At 64.0% G+C, this 23,749-nt stretch carries 23 protein-coding genes and 1 tRNA gene; 10 read left to right on the top strand and 14 right to left on the bottom strand.

Features of this window, described 5'->3' with window-relative positions:
* Window positions 1-424 precede the first annotated feature (424 nt).
* The 7 genes from AC1DMG_RS09515 to rsmD form a co-directional block, all read right to left on the bottom strand.
* Window positions 425-1,441, bottom strand: coding sequence for a TMEM43 family protein (locus tag AC1DMG_RS09515; RefSeq protein ID WP_477177746.1), 1,017 nt, complete (start codon window positions 1,439-1,441; stop codon window positions 425-427).
* A 29-nt stretch (window positions 1,442-1,470) separates the two neighbouring features.
* Complete coding sequence (locus tag AC1DMG_RS09510) at window positions 1,471-2,322, bottom strand: MBL fold metallo-hydrolase (protein ID WP_477177747.1); 852 nt, start codon at window positions 2,320-2,322, stop codon at window positions 1,471-1,473.
* Window positions 2,323-2,324: 2 nt separating this feature from the next.
* Window positions 2,325-4,052, bottom strand: coding sequence for a gamma-glutamyltransferase (gene ggt, locus AC1DMG_RS09505; protein ID WP_477177748.1), 1,728 nt, complete (start codon window positions 4,050-4,052; stop codon window positions 2,325-2,327).
* Entirely contained in the window at window positions 4,049-4,345 is a 297-nt protein-coding gene (locus AC1DMG_RS09500) for a YfhL family 4Fe-4S dicluster ferredoxin (protein ID WP_441603007.1), read from the bottom strand. Before AC1DMG_RS09500 ends, ggt begins: the two co-directional genes overlap by 4 nt.
* Before the next feature lie 141 nt (window positions 4,346-4,486).
* Entirely contained in the window at window positions 4,487-4,981 is a 495-nt protein-coding gene (locus AC1DMG_RS09495; protein WP_441603008.1) for a hypothetical protein, read from the bottom strand.
* Between the two features lie 252 nt (window positions 4,982-5,233).
* The gene (coaD, locus tag AC1DMG_RS09490; RefSeq protein ID WP_121883249.1) at window positions 5,234-5,752 is read right to left on the bottom strand and encodes a pantetheine-phosphate adenylyltransferase; all 519 of its coding nucleotides are present in this window, start codon (window positions 5,750-5,752) and stop codon (window positions 5,234-5,236) included.
* Window positions 5,753-5,956: 204 nt separating this feature from the next.
* Window positions 5,957-6,517 (bottom strand): 16S rRNA (guanine(966)-N(2))-methyltransferase RsmD, encoded by a 561-nt coding sequence (rsmD, locus tag AC1DMG_RS09485; protein WP_477177758.1) that lies wholly within the window; start codon window positions 6,515-6,517, stop codon window positions 5,957-5,959.
* A 74-nt stretch (window positions 6,518-6,591) separates the two neighbouring features.
* On the opposite strand from rsmD, the gene ftsY reads away from it, so the two are divergent.
* From ftsY to AC1DMG_RS09450, 7 genes are all read left to right on the top strand, one after another.
* Window positions 6,592-7,743, top strand: coding sequence for a signal recognition particle-docking protein FtsY (gene ftsY / locus AC1DMG_RS09480; RefSeq protein WP_477177749.1), 1,152 nt, complete (start codon window positions 6,592-6,594; stop codon window positions 7,741-7,743).
* Between the two features lie 13 nt (window positions 7,744-7,756).
* On the top strand, window positions 7,757-8,851 hold the full coding sequence (locus AC1DMG_RS09475) for an AsmA family protein (protein WP_477177750.1): 1,095 nt from the start codon (window positions 7,757-7,759) through the stop codon (window positions 8,849-8,851).
* Window positions 8,848-9,879 (top strand): A/G-specific adenine glycosylase, encoded by a 1,032-nt coding sequence (gene mutY, locus AC1DMG_RS09470; RefSeq protein ID WP_477177751.1) that lies wholly within the window; start codon window positions 8,848-8,850, stop codon window positions 9,877-9,879. The genes AC1DMG_RS09475 and mutY overlap by 4 nt, the downstream gene beginning before the upstream one ends.
* A 24-nt stretch (window positions 9,880-9,903) precedes the next feature.
* On the top strand, window positions 9,904-10,182 hold the full coding sequence (locus AC1DMG_RS09465) for an oxidative damage protection protein (RefSeq protein WP_477177752.1): 279 nt from the start codon (window positions 9,904-9,906) through the stop codon (window positions 10,180-10,182).
* Between the two features lie 63 nt (window positions 10,183-10,245).
* A tRNA-Phe gene (locus tag AC1DMG_RS09460) sits at window positions 10,246-10,321 on the top strand.
* A 417-nt stretch (window positions 10,322-10,738) separates the two neighbouring features.
* A complete protein-coding gene (locus tag AC1DMG_RS09455; protein ID WP_477177753.1) occupies window positions 10,739-11,839 on the top strand; it encodes a TraB/GumN family protein in 1,101 nt (366 codons plus the stop codon).
* Window positions 11,840-12,224: 385 nt separating this feature from the next.
* Complete coding sequence (locus AC1DMG_RS09450; protein WP_441603018.1) at window positions 12,225-12,686, top strand: hypothetical protein; 462 nt, start codon at window positions 12,225-12,227, stop codon at window positions 12,684-12,686.
* A 31-nt stretch (window positions 12,687-12,717) separates the two neighbouring features.
* Here the strand turns inward: AC1DMG_RS09450 and AC1DMG_RS09445 are convergent, their stop codons facing one another.
* The 5 genes from AC1DMG_RS09445 to AC1DMG_RS09425 all read right to left on the bottom strand — a co-directional run bounded on the left by AC1DMG_RS09445 (window position 12,718) and on the right by AC1DMG_RS09425 (window position 17,923).
* The gene (locus AC1DMG_RS09445) at window positions 12,718-14,313 is read right to left on the bottom strand and encodes an MASE1 domain-containing protein (RefSeq protein ID WP_477180448.1); all 1,596 of its coding nucleotides are present in this window, start codon (window positions 14,311-14,313) and stop codon (window positions 12,718-12,720) included.
* 236 nt (window positions 14,314-14,549) lie between these two features.
* Window positions 14,550-15,008 carry a host attachment protein gene (locus AC1DMG_RS09440; RefSeq protein WP_441603020.1) on the bottom strand — a complete coding sequence of 153 codons (459 nt, stop codon included), beginning with the start codon at window positions 15,006-15,008 and terminating at the stop codon, window positions 14,550-14,552.
* Window positions 15,009-15,267: 259 nt separating this feature from the next.
* Window positions 15,268-15,936 carry a DUF1045 domain-containing protein gene (locus AC1DMG_RS09435; RefSeq protein ID WP_441603021.1) on the bottom strand — a complete coding sequence of 223 codons (669 nt, stop codon included), beginning with the start codon at window positions 15,934-15,936 and terminating at the stop codon, window positions 15,268-15,270.
* Window positions 15,937-16,450: 514 nt separating this feature from the next.
* Window positions 16,451-16,879 carry a phasin family protein gene (locus tag AC1DMG_RS09430; RefSeq protein WP_477177755.1) on the bottom strand — a complete coding sequence of 143 codons (429 nt, stop codon included), beginning with the start codon at window positions 16,877-16,879 and terminating at the stop codon, window positions 16,451-16,453.
* Window positions 16,880-17,527: 648 nt separating this feature from the next.
* Complete coding sequence (locus tag AC1DMG_RS09425; RefSeq protein WP_046973133.1) at window positions 17,528-17,923, bottom strand: HU family DNA-binding protein; 396 nt, start codon at window positions 17,921-17,923, stop codon at window positions 17,528-17,530.
* 292 nt (window positions 17,924-18,215) lie between these two features.
* On the opposite strand from AC1DMG_RS09425, the gene AC1DMG_RS09420 reads away from it, so the two are divergent.
* A complete protein-coding gene (locus AC1DMG_RS09420) occupies window positions 18,216-19,877 on the top strand; it encodes a M28 family metallopeptidase (protein ID WP_477177756.1) in 1,662 nt (553 codons plus the stop codon).
* A 220-nt stretch (window positions 19,878-20,097) separates the two neighbouring features.
* Window positions 20,098-20,355 (top strand): hypothetical protein, encoded by a 258-nt coding sequence (locus AC1DMG_RS09415; protein ID WP_441603157.1) that lies wholly within the window; start codon window positions 20,098-20,100, stop codon window positions 20,353-20,355.
* A gap of 114 nt (window positions 20,356-20,469) precedes the next feature.
* Here the strand turns inward: AC1DMG_RS09415 and recQ are convergent, their stop codons facing one another.
* The gene (gene recQ, locus AC1DMG_RS09410; RefSeq protein ID WP_477180447.1) at window positions 20,470-22,287 is read right to left on the bottom strand and encodes a DNA helicase RecQ; all 1,818 of its coding nucleotides are present in this window, start codon (window positions 22,285-22,287) and stop codon (window positions 20,470-20,472) included.
* 189 nt (window positions 22,288-22,476) lie between these two features.
* Window positions 22,477-22,827 carry an MGMT family protein gene (locus AC1DMG_RS09405; protein WP_121882339.1) on the bottom strand — a complete coding sequence of 117 codons (351 nt, stop codon included), beginning with the start codon at window positions 22,825-22,827 and terminating at the stop codon, window positions 22,477-22,479.
* 75 nt (window positions 22,828-22,902) lie between these two features.
* Here AC1DMG_RS09405 and AC1DMG_RS09400 point away from each other — a divergent pair, with 75 nt between their 5' ends.
* Window positions 22,903-23,307 carry a hypothetical protein gene (locus tag AC1DMG_RS09400; protein WP_046973138.1) on the top strand — a complete coding sequence of 135 codons (405 nt, stop codon included), beginning with the start codon at window positions 22,903-22,905 and terminating at the stop codon, window positions 23,305-23,307.
* The last annotated feature ends 442 nt before the right edge of the window (window positions 23,308-23,749 follow it).

Genomic DNA, 23,749 nt, shown 5'->3' with positions numbered 1-23,749 from the left:
GTATGACGCGGCGGGCGGGTGGAGGAAAGCCCGAAGGGTGGCCGCATGGATGCGGCCAGTTTTTCGACAGGACAGGGATGTCCTGTCGAAAAACCCCGTAACCCGACCGCGCACCTGGAGGGCCAACGGCCCGGAAGGCGCGTCATCCGGGGGGCCCTTTCTTTTGGTTACTTTTCTTTGGGCAAGCAAAGAAAAGTAACCCGGCCTCCGGCAGGAGGACGGAAGCCCGCGGCAGGCGAGCCAGATGGCGAAATCGTGACGACCCAGCGCGTAGTCAGTGAGTGACCAGCCGTTCGGTTATCGAGAAGCGCCTCGCGCCATCGCAGTAATGGCGAGCAAAAAGAAGACAGGGGCGATTCCGCACCGCGAGGCAAGGTTGGCCCCTCACCCCAACCCTCTCCCCGCGGGGGAGAGGGAGCAACGCTCAGGCAGCCGTCACCCGCAACCTCCAAACCGCCACCCCCATCCCCACCAACGCCACCCCAAACCACATCGCCCCCACCGCCATATCCGTCCCCAGCCACATCACACAAGCCACCGCGGAAATCAGCAGCGCACCGCTGCCGACCGCGAGCAAGGCATCGTGATGCGTGCGGGGACGCTCGGGGAGCAACAGCAGCGCGCCCAGCATCGCCAGCAGCAATCCGCCGATCCGGCGTGCCCATACGAACGACGGTGGCGCAGGAACATCGGGAACCACGTCGACCAGCGATCGCTCGCCGATCTGCACGTCGAAACCCTTGCCGTCAGTGGCGCTGGCCGAGGGAACCAGCTGATCGCCATCGATCTGGGCGAACACCGTGACCACCTGCGCCGGCACCGCCTCCCAGCTGACGCGCAAATCGCCCAGCTGCGGATGATCGGGATGCTCGCTGGTGGTGAAGTAGTTGCCGTTAAGCGCAAAGCTCGCCGCCAGATTCGTCGGCAACGTCTTGATGTTCGGCTCGATCAGCTCGCCGCCAAGCAGCGCATGCAGCAGCGGTGCGGACAGCACATAGTTGCCCACGCGGGCCTGGCCGGCATCGAACTGCCTGCCTTCGATCGGAAAGCGTTCGGGATTCACATGGCCCGAGGTCTGCGCAAAACGCCGCGAGTCGACCGGACGATCGACCCAGTCCTGTTCGTAGTGCACGTCGCCGCCCATGCGCAGCTCGCGCCACTGGAACATCTCGACGTGCCGAATCAGCACCGGCGCATGCGCGCGTTGTCCGAACTCGGAATCAGAGGGCTCCTCGATCACGCGCACGGCGCCGCTGACGCGCACCAGGTTGCCGTGATGAACTGCGGTCGACGAATCGCCGCCGCCAAGGTCGAAAATTTGTCCGCCGTGGCGATCGGAGGCATGGCGATTGTCGAGCAGCCCCTGCTCGGTCATCGCGACCAGACCCGCACCCGCCAACAAAAGCAGCACACCCAAAACGCGTCGCAACCAAGGCTGCATGGTGATCCCCTCCCCCTGTGGACGACTGGTCAGGCCGCCTGTCCCCGCATCGCTACTTGTTCGTCAGCCGTACCGTAACGGCCCCGCTCGTCCCGCACCACCCGCGCCACGGCACAGTCGTGGTCGTGGGTGAAAAACAGGCGGACGTCGCGGGCCAACTTGTCGTCCAGAAACGCGCGCTTCTCTTCGATCAATTTTTCCGGATAGCGGTCGTAGCCCATCGTAATAGGCAGGTGCACCCAAAAGCGCCCCGGGATGAGATCGGCGCAGAACACCACGCCGGCCACTTCCGCCAGCATCAGTCCAGGCGTGTGGCCGTCCGAATAGCTGAATCGCACAGCCTGACCCAGTGCCTTGGAATGCTCGCGTTCGACCAGCTCCAGACGACCGCTTGCCTCTAGCAGCGGCTGCAACTCCGGCACGAACGAGGCACGATCGCGCGCATGCGGTTGCAGCGCGCGGCGCCAATGCTCGGCGCCGACGATGTAGGTGGCGTTGGGAAACAGCAGACGCGGCGACTGCCCCTCTTCCCACGCAGCAAGCAAGCCGCCAGCGTGGTCGAAGTGCAGATGCGACAACACCACGGCGTCGATGTCTTCGTGCGTGAGCCCGGCTTCCGCCAATGAATCGAGCAGCACATGACGCTCTTCCACCACACCGTAGCGCTCGCGCAACGCAGGCTCGAAGAACGCACCGATGCCGGTTTCGAACAGCACGTTCTTGCCGTCGAGGTCTTTCACCAGCAGGCAGCGACACGCAAGCGGAATGCGGTTTTCCGCGTCGGGCTTGATCCAGCGCGACCACAGCGCCTTCGGCGCATTGCCGAACATGGCGCCGCCATCAAGCTGCTGCGAATTGCCGGTGATAGACCACAGTTCCATCGTTACTGCACCTTGCCCAGACCCGACTCGCGGCGCGGATCGCTGGCCGCATCGAGCTTGTTGGTCTTCAGATCCCAGGTGACCACGTTCATGTAACCCCAGGGGCTGCGTTCCTTCAGTTCATGGCCCATCTGCCTGAGCGCGTCGGCGGTGGCCGGATCGAAGGTGCCCGGCTCCACGTCCACGCGATCGGGCATGTACTGGTGGTGGTAGCGCTTCTGCGCAGCGATGCCTTCGGCGTTCTTGCCGTCCATGAAGGCGAGTATGCCTTCCAGCACCTGGGTGATGATGGTCGAACCGCCCGGCGAACCGATCACGCCGACGCGATCGGCGCCGAACACGATGCTCGGCGTCATCGACGACAGCATGCGCTTGCCCGGTGCCGGCGCATTCGCTTCGCTGCCGAGCAGGCCGTAGACGTTGGGCTTGTTGGGTACCAGCGCGAAGTCGTCCATCTCGTCGTTGAGCAGCACGCCGGTGCCGGCGGCAACGAAGGTGGAACCCATGGTGTAGTTCACCGTCGAGGTGATCGAGGCGATATTGCCGTCCTTGTCGATCACCGAGAAATGCGTGGTGTGCATGCCCGGATCCACACCGGTGCTACCCGGCAGCATCGACGAGGGCGTGGCCTTGTCGGGCAGGATGGTCATGCGCAGACCCGCCGCGTAATAAGGCGACAACAGCATGTCCAGCGGCATCTTCACGAAGTCCGGGTCGCCCAGATAGTCGTTATGGTCCCGGAACGCGCGACGCATGGCTTCGATCACCAGATGCGTGCGATGGGCCTCATCGAGCTTGCTCAGGTCGTAGCCGGAGAGGATGTTGAGGATCTCCGCCACTGCCACGCCACCCGACGAGGACGGCGGCGCCGTGACCACGCGATAGCCGCGATAGTCCACCGTGATCGGCGTGCGTTCCTTCACCTGGTAACTCTCCAGGTCTTTAGCCGTCCAGTTGCCACCGGCGGCACGCACGGCGTCGACCAGCTTCTTGCCGATCTCGCCGCGATAGAAACCATCGGCACCCTGCTCGCCCAGCACTTCCAGCGTGCGGGCCTGGTCCGGATCGCGCCATGCCTGACCGGCGACGGGCGGCTTGCCGTTCGGCAGGTACTTGGCCACTGACGCAGGCCAGCGCTGGATGTCCTGCTGGCGTTCGCTGATCGCATTGATCAGGCGGGCATCGGGCTGGAAGCCGTCGCGGGCCAGGCGGATGGCCGGCGCCAGCGAGTCCTTCAGCGGCAGCTTGCCGTAGTGCTTGGCCAGCCACGCGAGGCCGGCGGGCTCGCCGGGAATGCCAGCGGAAAGCGGCCCGTTCAAGGCGGTGTCGCGATTGGGCGAACCGTCCTTGTTGAGATAGTCCTTGGTGTTCACCGCTGCCGGCGCGGTTTCGCGCGCATCGATGAAGATGTCCTTGCCGTCCGAGGCGCGATGCAGCACCGCCATGAAACCGCCGCCGATGCCCGAGCTTTCCGGTTCGACGATGGAAAGCGTGGAGGCCACCGCGATGGCCGCGTCGAACGCATTGCCGCCCTTGGCCAGCACTTCGAGGCCGGCGTCAGTGGCGTGGAAATTCGCGCTGGCGATGCCGGCGTGGCCGGGACGCTGCGTGATGACGTGCGCGGGAGCGGTGGTGGCGGGAGCAACGGCGGGGCGGCTGTCGGCGTACGCAACGCTGGAGGAAACAAGCAGGGCCAGCAGCGTCACGCGCCAGTTCAACGGGTGCTTCATGCGTCGTCCTTTGGGGATACATGGCCCGATGGTGCCGCGCTATCGCCTTGCGCCATCAGGAAACGGTACTTGAGGTCGAGCTGATCGTGGGTTTCGGTGTGCTCGGGGTCGACGATGATGCACTCGACCGGGCACACATCCACGCATTGCGGTTCGTCGTAGTGACCGATGCACTCCGTGCACAGCGACGGATCGATCACGTAGTACTCCTCGCCCAGCGAGATCGCCTTGTTCGGACAAACCGGTTCGCAGACGTCGCAATTGACGCAGGTATCGAGGATTTTCAGGGACATTCGCTGAGTTTACATGGTGGGCGCGGATGGTGCGCCGCAAGATCCGGCGGTTGGAACCATCAAGATGGATGCGCACTGGAAAAACAAAAGCCCGCGGCACTTTCGCACCGCGGGCTTCGAAACCGCTCCGGAATCCGGAACTTACATGTTCACGTAACGGATGGTGGCGCCGGTCGGCTGCAGCGCCGAGGTCACCTTGTCCTTGTCACCGGCGTCGCCGATCACCAGCACGATCACGTCCTTGAAGGAGCCGGCCTTGGCGTCCTTGAAGGCATCGGTCACGAACTGCGAGGTCTTGGACGAATCGGGACCGGCGAACACCAGCATATTGCCCGGCAGCACGCCGCGGGCCACGGTGTCCTGCACCTGCTCGAGCTGGCGCTGGCGCAGCGCGTTGGCGTCTTCGGTATCGCCGCCCGGCACCAGGTACGGGAACGGACGGTCGGCCGTCATGCCCTGCATGTTCTTCTGGACGATCTGGCCGAGGTAGGCGTTCCACGCCTTGGAATCGTTCGGATCGGTCGGCTTGGTAACGGCGGCGACCTGCTCGGTCGGCTGCTGGGCGGACTCGTCCTGCTGGCTGCAGGCGGTGATGCCGGTGATCGCGATGGCGGCGAGAAGAGCGTACTTGTACATGGTGGTCACCCTGGAATGATGAAATCTGGTCATGGGATCCGTTGGATAACCGACCTTTCGGCCGTCATGCGACAGAGCCTTGTTGGACCGGGGGAATCAACCGGTTTCTTGGCAGCCGTGCCACCAGCAAAACCTTGCCTACCCCTGATCCGCGGCGAGCGACTGTCCTGTCCGCAGGATGCGGGCGAGGATACACGACGATGCCCGCTCCGGACACCGTCAGACGTGTTGCACTGCGGGTTTACGGGGTGCTCAGTCGTCCGAGGCCGCGCGGTCCCGGTGCCAGCGCTGGCGCATCGCCTGCTGCACGGCGGGGTGCACGAAACCGGAGATATCGCCGCCCAGACGGCCGATCTCGCGCACCAGGGTCGAGGAGATGAAGCTGTACTGCTCGGCCGGCGTAAGAAACAGCGTCTCGGCCTGGGGAATGAGGTGGCGGTTCATGCTGGCGAGCTGGAATTCGTATTCGAAATCCGAGACGGCGCGCAGGCCGCGGATGATCACGCCAGCGCCCACTTCCTCGACAAAATGCGCCAACAGGCCATCGAAGCCGCGCACTTCCACGTTCCTCAGGTCGGCCAGCGCCAGTCGCGCCAGGGCGATGCGCTCGTTGAGGCTGAAGCCCGGCCCCCGGCCCTTGTTGGGGCTGTCGGCCACCGCCACGATGATGCGCTCGAACAGCGGCGCAGCACGGGCCACCAGGTCGGCATGGCCGTTGGTGATGGGATCGAAGGTGCCCGGGTAAACGGCGAGGCGCTGGTTGACCGGCAGCTTGTTCACGTGACGAGTCACCGTCAGCAGAGGGGCGGCTAGCTTAGGCCCGTTCGAGGCATCCGCCTAGCCTGTTTCCTAAACCCGGAAATCCATGGGCCCAAGCCACCCACAGGCCTGCCTCACCCTTGTAGGAGCGCACCTTGTGCGCGACCGCAGCGCCGCGGTCTACCCGCTCCGCCGGCTCGTCGCGCAGAAGATGCGTCAAACCCCGCGTCGATAAAGCGTGTAGCGCACGTCGCCCGCCGTACCCTGCCGGTGCACGGTCCAGTTGGCCGGAGCCACCGGCTCCGCTTGCCGAGGCGACTCCAGATAAATCCACGCCGACGCCGTCAGCCACCCACCCTGCTCCAGCTGCCGGGTCAACGGCGTCCACAGATCGAGGCCAAACGGCGGGTCGAGAAACACCACCCCAAACGGCTGCCCAGCGCCCTGCAGATAGACTTGCGCGTCGATCGCGGCGACCTGCCCACCGCTGGCCTTCAGGCGCGCCAGATTGTCCCGCAGCGCCTGGGCGGCCCGTGCATCACGCTCGACAAACTGCACGCCAGCCGCGCCACGCGACAGCGCCTCCACGCCCAGCGCCCCGGTCCCAGCGCACAAATCCAGGCAGCGTGCCCCGTCGATCACCGGCGCCAGCCAGTTGAACAAGGTCTCGCGCACGCGCTCCGGCGTGGGGCGCAGGCCGGGCAGATCGGGCACATCGAGGCGTGAATTGCGCAACTGTCCGCCAATGATGCGGATGCGCCCGCTCGCGCCCTTCATGGGCGCCATGGCTCAGCGGTGAGTTTGGAAGGGGGTGGTAGCATGCGGGCCATTGTCTTTGAATCCCTGCCGCAATGCTCAAGTTCTGGAAGAAGAAACCCGCTGACGCCGCACCGGGCCAGTCGACCGCGCCTGCGGACGAGATCGCTCCGGCAGCCGGCTTTGCGCACGACACGGATGCCGTCTCGCTCGACCACGCCAGTCCCACCCTGGACGAAGCGCTGGCCGAAACGCCGCCCGCACCCGATGCGCCCGCCGAAGACGTCGCCAGCGAACTTGCCGCCGTCGTCGAAGCCGCTGCCGCTCCGGCCAAGCGCAGCTGGCGCGAACGCCTTTCCGGCAGCGGGTTCGCACGCAGCCTCACTTCCCTCTTCATCCGTCATCCCAAGCTGGACGACGACCTGCTGGACGAGCTGGAAACCACGCTCATCACCGCCGACGTCGGCGTCGAAGCGAGCACGACCCTGGTGGAGGATCTGCGCAAGCGCATGCATAAGCGCGAGTTCGCCGATGCCAGTGCGCTGCTTGCCGCGCTGCGCCAGTCGCTGATTGCGATGCTGCGTCCGGTCGAACAGCCACTGGAAGTCGGCGGCCTCAAGCCGTACGTGATCCTCACCGTAGGCATCAACGGCGTCGGCAAGACCACCACCATCGGCAAGCTCGCGCGTCGTTATCGCGACGAGGGTCGCCAGGTGATGCTCGCCGCCGGCGACACCTTCCGCGCCGCCGCCGTGGAACAGCTCAGGACCTGGGGCGAACGCAACAAGGTGCCGGTGATTTCGCAGGGCCAGGACGCCGACGCCGCCAGTGTGATCTTCGATGCACTGCAGGCCGCGCGCTCGCGCAATGCCGATGTGCTGATCGCCGACACCGCAGGCCGTCTGCACACACAGGGCGGCCTCATGGACGAGCTGGGCAAGATTGCCCGCGTGCTCAAGAAAATCGACACCGAGGCGCCGCACGAAGTGCTGATGGTGATCGATGGCACCACCGGCCAGAACGCCGTGAGCCAGGTGCGCCAGTTCCGCCAGATCGTCGGCGTCAGCGGCCTGGTGGTGACCAAGCTCGATGGCACCGCCAAGGGCGGCGTGGTGTTCGCGCTGGCGCGTGAATTCGGCCTGCCCATCCGCTACGTGGGCCTGGGCGAAACCGCCACCGATCTGCGCGTGTTCGATGCCGAGGCTTATGTCGACGGCCTGCTTCCCGCCAGCCTGGGTCAAGGCTGAGGAGCGCTGACGGGTGCCGCGCTGGCTCCGCCTCGCCCTCATCGTGATCAGCAGCGCGACGCTGCTGTTGGTGGCCGTCGCGCTGATCGCGGTACACGTGCTGCTGCAACCCGAACGCATCACCGCGATGCTGCAGCAACAAGCGCAGGACGCCGGCCTTGAGCTGAGTCTCGCAAGCCCCGCCACGCCAGCGCTGTTCCCGCGTCCCGCGCTCGAGCTCGAAGGCATCACGCTCACCGCGCGCAACGCCAACATGCCCATCCTGCTGGCGGCGCGCGGCACGCTCGCGCTGCCGTGGCGCACGCTGCTGCACGGCGAAACCGTGATTTCGCAGATGCAGATCGACTCGCCGCGCGTCGACCTCGATGCCTTGCAATCATGGCTGGACGACCTGCCCTCCGGACCGTCCGCGGTGCCTGCGGCGATACCGAGCATCGATGCCGGCGTGCATATCACGCGCGGCAGCCTGGTGCGCGGCAACCAGCTGTTGCTCGGCGATGTGGAGCTCGATGCGGGCCGCCTCGCCGCCAATCATGCGTTTCCGCTCACGATCACGGCGAAGGATGCGCAGGGCATTCCCACCCAGTTGCGGCTATCGGTAACACCCAGCATCAAGAACGGCTCGCTGCTGCTGCAGAACATCGCGCTGTACGTGGCGCACAGCACCACGCTCACCCTGCACCTCACGGGTGACGCACGTTGGCGCGGTGCCGCCGATGCATCCGCGCAACTGACCGGCAAGCTAGACCACGCCAATGCGGGTGAATACGACGCAGTGATCCAACTGACGCCCGCCGACCAGAGCGATCCACTGATGCTAGCGCTGAAGCTGGATGGTCCAGACAATCACGCCGACCTGCATATCCCGCCTTTGGCTCTGGCCAGCTGGTGGTCGCAGCTCGATCACGACGACGGTCCGCGACTCACCGTGCCGCCCGGCAACGGACATGCGGAAGTGGCCAGCATCGAGGCCGGCGACATCAGCGTGGAAGGCCTCACCATCCAGGCAGGCACCGATGTGCCTGCTCCTGCGGCAAGCACAGCGACACCGCCCAAACCGGCAGCAGCGAAACCCGCGCCGCCCAAGCCCACGCGCAAGTCGCCATGAATCCATTTGCTGCTGCACTGCTGGCCTGGTTCGACGAACACGGCCGCAAGGATCTGCCCTGGCAGCATCCTCGCGACGCTTATCGCGTGTGGCTGTCGGAGGTCATGCTGCAGCAGACGCAGGTGGTCACGGTCATTCCGTACTTCCAGCGTTTTGTTGCCGCGCTGCCGACGCTGCGCGATCTTGCCGCTGCCGAAGAAGATACCGTGCTCGCGCTATGGTCCGGCCTTGGCTACTACCGTCGAGCACGCTTCCTGCAACGCGCCGCGCAGATCTGCGTGGAGAAGCACCAAGGCGAATTGCCGCGCGATTTCGATGCACTGGCTGATCTACCGGGCATCGGCCGCTCCACCGCGGGCGCGATCCTCGCGCAGGCTCATGGACTGCGTTTTGCCATCCTCGATGGCAACGTCAAACGCGTGCTCACGCGGTATCTGGGCATCCACGGGCATCCAGGCCAAAGCGCCATCGAAAAGACGCTCTGGCAACACGCCGATGCATTGACCCCAGCCCAGCGCACCGCCGACTACACACAAGCGATCATGGATCTTGGCGCCACCGTGTGCGTGCGCTCCAAGCCGCTGTGCGATCAGTGCCCGCTTGCAGCGGACTGTGTCGCCAAGCGTGACCATCTCACCGCGCAACTGCCCAGCGCCAAACCCACCAAAGCGATACCCACGCGCGACACGGTGATGCTGATCCTGCGCGACGCCGCTGGACGCGTATTGCTCGAACGCCGCGGCGCGCAAGGTGTGTGGTCCGGTTTGTGGAGTCTTCCCGAAGCAAGCGATCACGATCACGCGTGGCGCACCGCCGAGTCCCTGGCGCGGATCGACGATGCGCATGCGCTGCCACCATTCGTGCATGTTTTCAGCCACTATCGGCTCAAGGTCGAGCCGCTATTGTTCGACGAGGCGACGGCGCTTCAGCGCATCGCCGATAATGCCAGCCTGCGCTGGTGCGATCCCGGCGAGCGAGCGGCCCTCGGCCTGCCCGCTCCGGTGCGCACCCTGCTGCAGAACCTTTGAATCACTACCGATGAGTCACATCGCATGACCCGTATCGTTCACTGCGCCAAGCTCGGCCGCGAGGCCGAAGGCCTGGATTTCGCACCCTGGCCCGGCCCGCTGGGCCAACGCATTTATGCGGAGATTTCCAAGGAAGCCTGGCAACAATGGCTGGCCCACCAGACCATGCTGCTCAACGAATACCGCCTCAATCCGCTCGATCCCAAGTCACGCCAGTTCCTGAGCGCCGAAATGGAAAAATTCCTGTTCGGCGGCGACGTGAAGCAGCCTGAAGGCTACGTCGCCCCGCCCACAGAGTCTTGACGAGCCGCCCTGCTTCGGATTTAATGCACGGCTCCACGCGGCGTCTTCGACGCACGCTGGCATGGCCGGGTAGCTCAGTTGGTAGAGCAGGGGATTGAAAATCCYCGTGTCGGCGGTTCGATTCCGTCCCCGGCCACCATGATTTCAAGGGCTTGCAGCAATGCAGGCCCTTTTCTTTTGTCTCGTCGTCGAACTCGCCTGCCGCTAGCGCCCGCCTCGCTCAGGCAAGAGCTGCATCTCGCGCAAGCCCCCAATCCCAGGTTCATTCGTTAGTTTTATGCGTCGTGATTTTCGTCATGGTGAATCTCCTCATGACCGCGATACACGCAACGGCACGAGCGCTTGATTTCGGCAACTGACTGGATCGGTGCCGCCCTCCCCGTCGATCTCGGACCTCACCTTCAGACTGTTCCGACAGACCGCCTTCGGAGGGATTGCCATCCTGCTGCCGGCGACACCGCAAGCATCTTTGTACCCACCAGCCTCCCGAGCGATACGGACGACGCATGCTCGATCCGCTCGTGACTGCTGCAGAGACAAGGCCTGTTGAGCGGAGATGGCAACGACCTGGATGGATCTCACGTTGCAGATGAAGCTAAAAGGGACGCCCATGCACACAGCAAGTCGAGTTCGCACCGCCGCGTTCTTCTTGACAGCATTTATCACGCTCGGCGCATTCGCTCAGAAAACCTCGCCGCCCGCGACACCGGGCTCTGCCGTGACGCTGTCGCCCGTGGCGGTTTCCGGTGTTTTGCCAGGTCCTCCGCTGTGGAAGGTCAGCAAAGACGGCCACGTGATGTGGATACTTGGAATCACCTCACCGCTACCCAGAGGCGTGCAATGGGAGTCGCCCAGGGTCGAGCATCTCATTGCCTCTTCCCAACAGGTACTCAAGCCGCCAGGCCTGGAAATCGGGGCGCAAATCGGGCTTTGGGGCCGACTGCTTCTGATTCCCTCCATGATCGGACTGAAGAAACTCCCGGATGGCAAAATGTTGCAGCAGGTGCTATCCCCTGACCTGTACAGCCGCTGGCAAGTCCAAAAGATCAGATACCTTGGCCATGGCTCAGGTGTCGAACGTCTGCGACCGACTTTTGGGGGTCAGAAGTTGTACAGCGCCGCCCTCCTTCAATCCGGGCTCATCGACAACCACAAGGTGGAAGCTGCCATCTATTACGCCGCGGATCGGGCCAAGGTACCGGTAACCGACACTTCCTATGTCATGGTGCTGGATGATCCGCATCGCGCCGCGAAACAGTTCAAGCAAGTAGCAATGAATGACCAGCAATGCCTCAGCGGAATCCTGAGTGCCATCGAGCAGGATTTCCCGCAAGCCTCCGAACTGGGACACGCGTGGGCGACCGGCGACATGGAGACCTTGACGAAAATCTTGTCGGCCAAGCAACAGGACGATTGTCTTTCAGCCATAGGCAGCACGGACTTTGGCAAGGAGATAGGGATGAACGATATCTCCGCCCGTATCCGACAAGCATGGATCAAGGCAGCCGAGGCCGCCCTCGCGCAGAACTCTCAATCGTTGGCGGTGCTTCCGATGAATCGGATTTTGACTGGCGACGGCTATTTGAAGGAGCTCCAAAAGGACGGCTATACCGTGCAATCACCCGATGCTCTGATCGGAGCGAATCCTGATAATTGAGCTCAACAGAGGAAGCATCCTGAAAGAGCGGAGGATGGTCCCGGTGACGACGTGCCTTCTAGCAGCAATCGCAGAGGACTTCCTCCGCGAGAACGGTTACCGCTTGAGTCGCGCCGCCAGGGAAATCGTTAGCAGAACGCAGATTTCCGGTGCAGTCCCGGAAAAATGTGATCCACATCACATTTTTCCGGGACCACCCTGAAAGCCCTTCCCACAAACAAGTCGATCCGACGGCCGGACCAATTGCTTCCTCCGAGCACTGACGCGGCAGCAATCCGGGATACGCGTCCCACCAACCATCAATCACAAGGGCTGGGACAAAGTTGGTGCTACATTCGCCACCGTTGCTCAATGTCTGAGCACATCACCAACAAAGGGGTCCGTTATGTTGAAAGCCCTCTCGCGTCGCGCATGCCTCTTTGGCGTGCTCGCTCTGGCTACGTCTGGAGCTGCCTTCGCCGACCAGCCGCCCGCCACCGGCCTCGGCCAGTCGTGGCCCAATGCGTCCGACGTCAGCAGCAATCCGAACTTCCACGCCTATGTATTCACCATTGGCGGCATCCAGTTCGTGCAGATCAATGATGCGAACGGCAACGTGCTCGGCGCCGTCGGCTCGGCGGGCGGCCAGTTCATCACGCTGCCGATGGGTCGCTTCTCGCAGTTGGTCACCACACCGCAGCAGGGCCCGGCTGTAGCCACCACGGCCACCCCGACCACGGCTCCGGCCACGGTCTACCAGGACACCGCCACGACGGTGACTGCCACGCCGCTGAGCGACGGCACCCTGCAGCTGAAGGCCGCAGCCAGCACCTGCAACCCGGAAGTCTGCAGCACGCACATTCAGTAAAGTGCGGGAAAACCCAGCGATCAGCGGCGTGTCAAATGCCGCTGATCGTGATCGGGTCGAGCATCAGCAGGCTGACCCGGCGGCCATTGGCGATCTGATGTTCGCGGGCATCACCTTCAAAGGTCATGGCGCGATCACGAATTCCCGCCCAGCCCATGCCGCTGGTCGAACGCATCACGCGGGGCAGCAGTTCGTCCCAACGCACCTGCGAAGACGTGTCGGCGGTATCGCGGAAAATGATGCTGATCAGCACCCAGCGACGCCCCAGCTTTTCACCGCAGCGCACGCGAACGATCACTTCGCTGAGGTTGCGCTTGGCGCAGGCATCGGCCACGACCTCGACCACGAGGCGATAGATGGCCAAATGCAGGGTCTGCGATAGCCGACTCAACGGGCCACGCAGGTCACACCAGTAACCCACGCCCGTTTCATCGAGCGCACGCGGTATGGCGCCTTCGCGCAGGGCGGCCGGCAAGCCACGCTCGCGCCACGACACCGGATAAAGGCTGTCGGCGAGGCGGAACAACTGATCCTGTGCCACCAGCGCCTGGCGGTGATAGCTGCGGTCTTCGATGGTCGGCTGCAGGTGGCGCAGGCGCCCCATCATCATCGAGAAGCTGGCCTGCACCGTCTCGCGAATCTGCTCCAGCGCGAGTGACGTCGTGCGTAGCTGCATCTCGCCGATATGCACGTTGCGCTGGGCCAGCGCCAAGGCCATGCGCACATCCATGCGTTCTTGTTCGGCGTGCTGGTGCAAGGCGCCGATGCGTGCGCCCAGCAGCAGCATCGAGGAGATCGCCAAGGCAACGATCGCCTCTGCCTGCATGGTCTGCTGATCGTCGGCGGCTGGCATCAAGGCCATCACGGCCAGGCTCGATGCCGTGCCGCCGATGGCCGCACCCTGCCAGCCATGCCGCATGGCGAGCCACACGATGGGCAGGAACATGGCGACCTGGGCAATCTGTCGGACGCGCGGCGCCTCAAGGCCTATCCACACCAGCAACAACAGCGCGGGCACCACCAGGAAAATGCTGTCGAGCACCGCGCGACTGTCGAGCAGTCGGGTGCCCAGCTGGCGCCAGCCAGCACCACTCAACAGCTGGTATGCGAGCAACACGGTCGGGGTAACCGCCAGAATGCCGAGGTAGTTGCCCAGCACCCACTTGGTCGCCAGCTTATCCACCTGCAGGTGATAGTCCGGCGGCAGCGTGATCGAGTAAATGGTGGCCAGGTTGCATGCGGTCATCACGAAGGACAACACCAGCGCAGCCCCGAGCAGTGACCCCATGTTGAKCGAGCCCCTGGCGGCCAGGACGGGCCAGCGTTCGCGCAGGACGTAGACGAACGGCGCCATGAAAACCAGGCCGGGAATGGTAAACAGCACGGCCCACAGCACACCGTAGTCGCCCACGCACGCAATGCTCGTGGGCAGCAAGGCCAGGGTTTCACCGACGATCAGGGCCGGCCAGTCGCGATAGCGCACCAGCAGAAGCACGGCCAGATGGATGCCGGCACCCAGCACGAAGTGAGTGATGGTGACCTGGCGAGTAAGGGCGATCAACAGCCCATAGGACGCAGCGATGCCAATGCGGCGGAACCACGGATTGGCCCACGGAGCGTCCAGCATTGCATCCCCCTGTCAGTCTTTCCCTCGCCTGCGCCGGGCTTCTGCGCAAGCGGCCGATCACATCGGTTGAGGCGTGAAAGCGCTGTGAAACGCCCCGGCGTTCTAGCCCCCTTATCGTAGCGCAGCCAGTTGTTGCAAATGTGCACCACGTCAAACATTTCAGCATCGAGTCGTGAAAGTCGCGGCAGGTCTTCGACGTGAAATATTGCGCTGCTACCGCAAGGTCCGGCGGGCGATCAACCGCCGACAGCCGAATAGAGGCGGTCCGGCAGATAGCTGCGCACCGAAGCCGCATCCAGGTGGACCAGGTTCTTGGCCACTTCGAGCATGACCCGCCCCTTGGTGGGGCCATCCAGGCGATCCCGCAGCGAGCCCAGGAAGGCCGGCGCGGCGATCAGCATCAAGCCGTCGAAGCGCCCATCGGTGCGGCCTTTGAGCAGGAAGCGGGAGAGTTCCAGCGCAAAATTGCTGGTTTCCTGCTCCACCATGGTGGTGTCGGGCTCTTCTGCGTGGCTGCCGGGACCGGACCGGTCAAAGCCCCGACCAGGCCGATCCGATACAAGATCTTGCTCGTGCAGGCGGGCTTCCGGATGGATGAAGGCATCCAGCTCCTCCAGTGGACCGGTCGGCTGCCTGGCCTGAAACAGCCGGGCAACGCCTCGATTGGCAACCACGATCCAAACCGTCTTGTTCATCACGCGCTCCCAGGGAGTTTCACCAGGAATGCCGGGCGACTGACATCCGCGCACCAGGCGATGGCACCGGGCGCTGTCGACACCGTCGGGGAAGTTTGAGAATCCCCTTCAACGCGTCAAGCCAACGTGAGCCTGACGCTCGGCCGCAGGTCGCTGCGCCAATCAAGGGTGACACGTTGGCTCGCCCGCCTTGCGTCCGAATCACGATGGCCCGGAGAAGGCCCGCGCGCGACTCTCGATGGGAGTCGGCGCCCCCTGGTCATGCCGCCGATGCCTTGTGCAGCGCGATGCGTTCGAAGGGCTCAAAAGCGGCGCCGGGCGAGGACTCCACGCACAAGGTCAGCGCATCGATGCGCGCCGTCGGCAGCATCGATGCGCGCAGCGACAACCAGCGTTGCAGTGCGCGCTCTTCGTCGACGGAAGCAGGTGCCGATAGCGTCATGTGGAAACGGTAGCGTTCAAACACGTAGGGATACCCGTAACGTCCAAGGTAGTGAGTTTCGATGGCATCGAGCCCGGAGGCGCGACGCTGAAAATCGTGTTCCGCCAGCGGCAGTCGCAAGGGCTCGATCGCCTCGATGCAGGCCGCTGCCAGGGCATTCACCGCTTTGCTGTCGCCCAGTGGGCGCAGCGCCGGAAAGCCGGCGAGCCGCGCACAACGCAGCGTCAGGTTGATCGGCGCGTGTGACCGGGCGACGACATGCAGGGCCTGGCGCAATTCAGCCAGGTCGACATCCGGCGACAGCGTGAAAGGGGATCGCAACGTGGCGTGCCAGCCGTAGCGGCGCACGTCGGCCAACAGGGCATTCCAGCGCGTCAACCCGATCCCCGGAATGCCATTGGCAGCCAGCTCGGTGCTCACCCAGTCGCGCCCCAGGGCAGCCAGCGCGCTCGCCGGCGCGGGGCAGAAATAAATGGCGTAACGCATCAGCTGCCGACCAGCGATACCCGCAGCAGCGGTATGCGCCCGAGTCGCTGGGGCCCGCCACGCCATGCATCAGGTGCGCGCGTGCGAGCCATCCTCGCAGCGTCATTGACCTGAAGCGCCCTGCCCTGTCCTCGCTTCACCCGTCCCCCTGCCAGTTCAAAATCCGCTGTCGACAGTCCCGTACCGGCACCATCGACAGGCCGCGCCTGATGGCGCTGCGCCCCCTAGCTAACTAAACCTATGTGACAAGACGGGGAATCGGCGCGAACTGTGGCCGCGCGCCCTCCTGCTCCTCAGCAGTCGACTGCGCGTCGTGCGCGTCGCCCATCCCCTTGCCGCGCGACGGACCAGCACGGCAGCGGCAGAGTTGACCATGAGCGCCGCCCGGGTAACGCGATGGAGTCGGCAGAACGAACGCGCGCATCGGCCGGGCGCGAGCGGGTGGTCGAAGGGCGCCGGCCCCGCCCGGCGACGCGACACCCGGCGCCAAGGCCAGGTGTCACGGCGACCGCCTTCAGCTGATCGGGTGGAACTTGCCCCACGGCGAAAGAATGTCCTTCCAAGGTTCGGACAGGCTCATGTCGCCCACGCCGCCCAGCGCGCTGGCGGTGTCCTTCTGCCAGGTCTGCACGGCATCCTGCAGGCCCTTGGCGAAATGCGCCTGCACGTTGGCGGCGATCTGGTTGGTGACGCTGGCATCGCCCATGCGCTGCTGCAGCTGTCGCCAGAAGGTATCGGCGGGCATGGATGCCAGGGCCGCCCAATCTTGCGCCTTGATCAGTTGCTCTACGCGCGCCTGTTGTTCCGCGATGCCGTCGTCCATCGCCCGGGTGGACAGCTCCAGCCATTTCTTCCAGTTTTCCATCACCAGCTTGTTCACGCGCAACTGAAGCTCGGTGTTGGCTTTGTAGAGGCTCAACGGGAGATCGCTCGGGTTAGCCATGTCATGCCCTCAGTGGGAGATCTTTTGCGGTAGCGCCATCGCCCTCCGGCGGTGGCTTTGCACAGGTGTCGCCATGACACCTCCGGCCACTATGGACCAGCTGCGCGACGGGAGCATGAACCTTCCGGCCTCAACGAAATGTGTGATCGGTACGGCCTTGATCGTCCACATGACGTCGGTGGCAGCAATTCAGCGCGCGGTGCGGATGGGTTCGCTCGTCGTTGTTTTTAGGGGGACCGGTCGCGAAAACCTGCATAAACCTGTAGCTCGACGATGCCGTGCGGACCGCCAAGACACGCTGCGCCAAGGACAACAACGTAGAAGTTCGCGTCGATCCGCGTGCTGGAGGAGTGCTCCCGACAGGCAGGTGCCACGCCGGCGCGAGGCGTCTATCCGCGCACAGCTATCTGCCCGCGTGCATGCCGTGGCGTTCAAGGGCGCGTGTCGAGGGTCAAGGCGGACCACGCGGCCGGCAAGGGCGCCGAACTGCCGCTGGATCTTCAGGTGGGTCGGATGATCGGTACCGACAGGCGTCGATGCGGTCGGTGCCAGTGGCCGCTGGCTGCGCAGCGATAAGCCACTTCTTGAAGACACCAGGTGCGGCGCAAGGGCCGCACCTGGCGAGAATGCTCTAGTGAAACGCTACGCTCAGAGAGCGGCATCCTTGAGCTTCTTCAGCGCGCGGATCTTCAGCTTCACCGTAGCGGGCTTGGCAGCGAACCACTGCTCTTCCTTGGTGAACGGGTTGATGCCCTTGCGCTTGGGCTTGGCCGGCACGTTGACGGCCGTGATCTTCAGCAGGCCCGGCATGGTGAAATGACCGGCACCCTTCTTGTGCACCGAGCCCGTCACCGCGCCTTCGAGCGAGGCCAACACCGCGCGCACGTCCTTGGCAGCCACGCCGCTGGCTTCAACGATGTGAGCCACGAGGCCCGACTTGCCCAGTGCGTCCTTGATCGGCTTGTGAACAACCGCCTTGGCGGCCTTCGGAGCTGCCTTCGGAGCGGCCTTCTTCTTTGCTGCTGCTTTTTGCGCCTTCGCCATACATTTCCCCGTGGTGATCAATAGAGATGGTGTTTGATGCCTCTCGGCATGCGGAATGTATGGCATGCCAGCCCATCACGCCAAGCTGCAAGACGGAAAAATTGCGGTTTTTTTTCGATAATGGCCCGGAAGGGGTGAAGAAAGTCACGATCGGGCACTCGGAAAGGCTGTTTTTTAGGGCTTTTCCTAACCCCTCCCCGCCGCTTGCCGGCGGATTCGCCTCAGGCGGCTATGGACCGGCGGCGCCAGCCATCTCTACTATCGAGCTTCGTCTCCACGCTAGGTGCTGCCCATGAAGCGATTGGCCTTATCCCTGCTCGCCCTGTCTGTGACGTCGGCGCTGTTCGCCGCCGATGCACCGACCACCCCGACGTTCGACCCGCACCGTTTGTCGGACGACGTCAAAACGCTTTCGTCCGATGCCTTCGAAGGCCGCGGCCCCGCTACGGCGGCCGAAACCAAGACCATCGATTACGTGGTTGCCCAGTTCAAGGCAGCCGGCGTGCAACCCGGTGGCGACCTGAAGAACGGCAAGCGCGAATGGACGCAGGCCGTGCCGCTGCTGCAGTCCGATATCGCCGGTACGCCGTCGCTGTCGTTCACCATCAATGGCAAGACCCAGGCGCTGACCCAGGGCCAGCAAATCGCCGTGCGTTCCGCGCTCGACGGCTCCAAGGCCGTGTCGATCAAGGACGCGCCGCTGGTGTTCGTGGGCTATGGCGTCAAGGCGCCGGAGCGCAACTGGGACGACTTCAAGGGCGTGGACCTGAAGGGCAAGATCGCCGTCGTGCTGATCAACGACCCGGATTTTGAAACCGGCGTGGGCGATTTCGGCGGCAAGGCCATGACCTATTACGGCCGCTGGACCTACAAGTACGAAGAAGCCGCTCGCCAGGGCGCAGCCGGCATGCTGATCGTGCACGAAACCGCACCGGCCTCCTACGGCTGGGCGACCGTGGCCAACTCCAACACCAACACCCAGTTCGACGTCGTGCGCGACCATCCCGCCAGCGCACATACACCGGTGGAAGCATGGATCCAGCGCGATGTGGCAGTTGACCTGTTCAAGTCTGCCGGCCTTGATTTCGAAGCGCTGAAGAAGCAGGCGCAGACGCGCGACTTCAAGCCGGTGGTGCTCAAGGGCGAGACCTTCTCGGCCAACTACAAGATCAACTCCAAGGTGATCACCTCCCACAACATCGTGGGCCGCGTCGAGGGCAGCAAGCGTCCGAACGAGACGGTGATCTACAGCGCGCACTGGGACCACCTGGGCGTGGGCGCCCCCGATGCCAAGGGCGACAAGATCTACAACGGCGCGGTGGACAACGCCACGGGCACTGCTGCGCTGATCGAACTGGCTCGCGCCTTCGCCAGCCAGCCCAAGCCGGAACGCTCGGTGGTGTTCCTCAACGTCACCGCCGAAGAGAAGGGCTTGCTGGGTTCGGAGTACTACGCCTCCAAGCCGCTCTACCCGCTCGCCAGCACCGTGGCCGACATCAACATGGATGCGCTCGATCCGCACGGCCCGTCGCGCAACTTCACCATCTCCGGCAGCGCCAAGCTCGACCTGCTCGATGAGCTGACCACCACGGCCAAGCAGTGGAACCTGGTGTACTCGGCCGATCCCAAGCCCGAAGCCGGCCACTTCTTCCGCTCCGATCACTTCTCCTTCGCCAAGCGTGGCGTGCCGGCGGTTTCCTTTGGTTCGGGCAACGACTGGGTTGACGGCGGCCTGGCTGCCGGCAAGGCGGCCGAGGACGAATACGTGGCCAAGCACTATCACCAGCCGTCCGATGAGTGGCAGGCGGATTGGCCGTTCACGGGCATGGCCCGCGATCTGCAGATCCTCTACAAGCTCGGCAGCGACCTCGCCAACTCCGACACCTGGCCCAACTGGAGCAAGGATTCGGAATTCCGTGCGGCCCGCGACGCCACGGCAGCGCAGCGCAAATAAGCGCGGTTACGTTGCAGTACATGAAGAGGCCCGCAGCAATGCGGGCCTTTTTCTTTAACCGTTCCAACCCGTGGGAACACGATTTTCACGCGAACCTGATTCAGATGACGGCAAAACACAACGGAAATATGGCAGTCACCGTCGAGCCAGACAGGAATCACAAGAAGGTCATGCTTCGACGGCAAGCTGCCCACAACGGACTTCAAAAAAGTTGAATCCTATGCTGGCGCAATACGTTCACCCCTCCAAAACCGGCCTGTTCCGCATCGTCCGCCACGGCCGCCAATGGCGCGTGCTGTGCGATGAACTGGAAATGGGTCGCCACGAAACGGCCGAAGCCGCGCTCATCGCCACTCGCATCGACTGCCCGCAGGCGCGCCTCCCTGGCGAACTGACCGAGTGGCGCTATATCCCCGAACTTGCCCTGGCGCACTCACGTGTATCGAGCGAAGGCACGCGCTGGCGTTTGGCGGGCTGAAGCCGCTTCACGTCTCCTTCTCCCCTCCGGGCGACCCGAAGGAAGTCCCTGTGGGAGAGAAGGCCGGGGTGAGGGGCAGGTGCTCGCGGGAAGATCACCTATTGCCCTTACTGGCTACTCGTGCGCGTTGATAACCGCAAGAAAATCCCGCCCATATCGCTTGAGCTTCGCCTCACCCACGCCACTGATCGCCGACAGCTCCGATTCGTTCGAAGGCAAGTCGCGCAACATCGCCAGCAAGGTCGCGTCGTGGAAGATCACATAGGSCGGCACGCCATGCTGCTTCGCAAGCTGCGTACGCAACTTGCGCAATTCGTCCCATAGCGGCTGCTCGTAAGCCTCCACGCCAAGGCTGCCGCCCGTCACCAGCTGGCTGTCGCGACGACGCTTGCGCGTAGCGCGCGCCGGCGTGGCGTCTTCGCGCAGACGCACCGGACGATTGCCCACAAGCACCTCGCGACTGGCCTTGCTCAGGCGCAACGTGCCGAAGCCCTCCGCATCGGCTTCCAGCAGGCCCATCGCGAGCAACTGGCGAAACACCGAGCGCCATTGCTTCTCGTCCATATCGGCGCCGATGCCGAAGGTGGAAAGGCGATCGTGGCCCAAGTCCGTCATGCGCGTGCTGTCTTCCCCGCGCAAGATGCTGATGACATGACCGGAACCGAAGCGCTGGCCGCTCCGATAAACCGCGGATAGCGCTTTCTGCGCAGGCACCGTGGCATCCCACGTCTTGGGCGGCTCGATGCAGTTGTCGCAATGGCCGCAGGGCCCCTGGAACGATTCGCCGAATGCGGCGAGCAACAGCTCACGGCGGCATTGCGTGGCTTCCGCATACGCCAGCTGCGATTCCAGTTTCTGGCGTTCGACGCGTTTGCGCTCATCCGCCGATTCCGATTGCGCAATCATCTGGCTCATCGTGACCACGTCCGACAGGCYGTAAATCATCCATGCCTCGGACGGCAGGCCGTCGCGCCCCGCACGGCCGGTTTCCTGGTAATAACCTTCCATGCTGCGCGGCAGATCAAGGTGCGCGACGAAGCGCACATCGGGTTTGTCGATGCCCATGCCGAACGCCACCGTGGCCACCATCACCACGCCGTCTTCGCGCAGAAAACGCCGCTGGTTCGCGTTGCGAGTCGCGGCGTCCAGACCGGCGTGATAGGGCAAGGCCTCGATGCCCGCTTCCGTCAGCCACGTCGCCGTTTCATCCACCTTCCGTCGGCTCAGCGCGTAGACGATGCCCGTCTCGCCGCGATGCCGCTCCAGAAATTCCATCAACTGCCGTCGCGCGTTGTGACGCAGGCCGACCTGATAGCGGATGTTCGGTCGATCAAAACTCGAAACGAACTGACGCGCCTCTTGCAGCGCCAGCCGCTCGACGATTTCATCGCGCGTGCGCTGATCGGCTGTTGCGGTGAGCGCGATGCGTGGAATCTGCGGGAAACGCTGATGCAGCACCGCCAGCTCGCGATATTCAGGGCGGAAATCGTGTCCCCACTGCGACACGCAATGCGCTTCGTCGATGGCGAACAAAGCCACCTCGGTGCTTTCGAGCAAACCAAGAAATCGCGACGTCAGCAGTCGCTCTGGCGCGACATAAAGCAGGTTCAACTCACCGGCCAGCAGGCGTCGCTCCACCTCGCGCTGGTCTTCCGCGCCCAGGCTGGAATTGAGATAAGCCGCGGAAACGCCGGCCTCGCGCAACGCATCCACCTGATCCTGCATCAACGCAATCAGCGGCGACACCACGATGCCGGTGCCCTGCCTCACCAAGGCGGGAATCTGATAGCACAGCGACTTGCCGCCACCCGTAGGCATCAGCACCAAGGCATCGCCACCGTCGATCAATTGCTCGACGACGGCTTGTTGCTGACCGCGAAATTGCGCGTAGCCAAAAACGCTTTGAAGAATATCGAGAGGGGCTGGAAGCATCGGCGAATGCTAGCAAATGTCGAATGCGGCTTTGCGTCTCGCGCCACTGTCCTTTGTCAAGACGTACGCAGATCGGCCACGCAGCCGACGCACTGCTCGGGAGAAAACCGACTAAGCGCAGCCGTTCAAGCGCGCGCAGGCATGGCGGCAGGCAATCGATGACATCCGATGTTCGCCACGCGGGCAGATCTAACCCGGCATGCCCCACAAGGCCCGATCGAGATTGGCATCCAGGCCAAAACTTGCCAACGGCACACGGCCATTCTTCACTTCCACGCCCTCCGCTTTCAGGCGCTTGCTCTGCTCGCGAAAGGCCCGACTGCCCGGGGGAAACGCGATATGACCGCTGGATCGCAGCACGCGAAACCAGGGAAGCTCCATGCCGTCCGGAACTTCGCCGAGCGCCCTGCCGACCAGACGTGCGCGCCCCGGCAGTCCCGCTCGCGCTGCGATGGCGCCGTAGCTGGCGACGCGGCCGGCAGGAATAGCTGCGATGGCAGCAAAGATGCGGGCGTGCGCGTCGGATTTGGGCTTGTCCATGATCTTCAACAGGCTCTTTACACCGGGTCGTGGCACAGTAGCGAGCCTGGATCGGCCTGCCAAGGAGATCGCACCATGCGCCATTTCGAAGCCGTGCGTTCCCACATCGGCAGCTTGCACGCGCTGCGCCACAACGACCCTTATCTGATCAGTTTTGATCTGACTTTGCCGCACGACCGGCATCAGGGCATCTATCTCGCCGAACTCGAAGACGAGTCCGGCCGCCGCTATCTGCGCATCTCCACGCCGGTGGGCCCGCTCGCCGGTGCTGACCCGCGCCGATGCCTGCGTTTCAACTGGGAGCAACGCAAGGGTTTTCTCGCCGTTGCAGACCTGGATGGTTCGCCCTATCTGCACCTGTGCGAAAACCGCCCGTATGAATTGCTGGATGCGGTGGAATTGAGGCGTCTGATTGAGGAGCTCGGCGAGCTGGGTGATCAGTTGGAGAGGATCGTTGCGGCTGGGGGCGATGACCTCTGATTGAGGGCGGTTCTGCCCCCCCACAGGAACGGAGGCAGACGCCGCGCACCGCGTTTCTATGCAGGCGGCCGCATCGCGACTGTGGGAGCGCACCCTGTGCGCGATAAACCTACGGAGCGGTACATCCCGGCGCTGCGGTCGCGCACAAGTGCGCTCCTACAAGGGATCGCGCAGGCCGGTACCGATCGGCTCTTTGTGGGAGCGCACCCTGTGCGCGACAAACCTACGGAGCGGTACATCCCGGCGCTGCGGTCGCGCACAAGTGCGCTCCTACAAGGGATCGCGCAGGCCGGTACCGATCGGCTCTTTGTGGGAGCGCACCCTGTGCGCGAYAAACCTACGGAGCGGTACATCCCGGCGCTGCGGTCGCGCACAAGTGCGCTCCTACAAGGGATCGCGCAGGCCGGTACCGATCGGCTCTTTGTGGGAGCGCACCCTGTGC

It is taken from the genome of Dyella sp. 01N36 (genome assembly GCF_056399745.1).
This window is presented reverse-complemented; position numbering and strand designations above follow the sequence as displayed.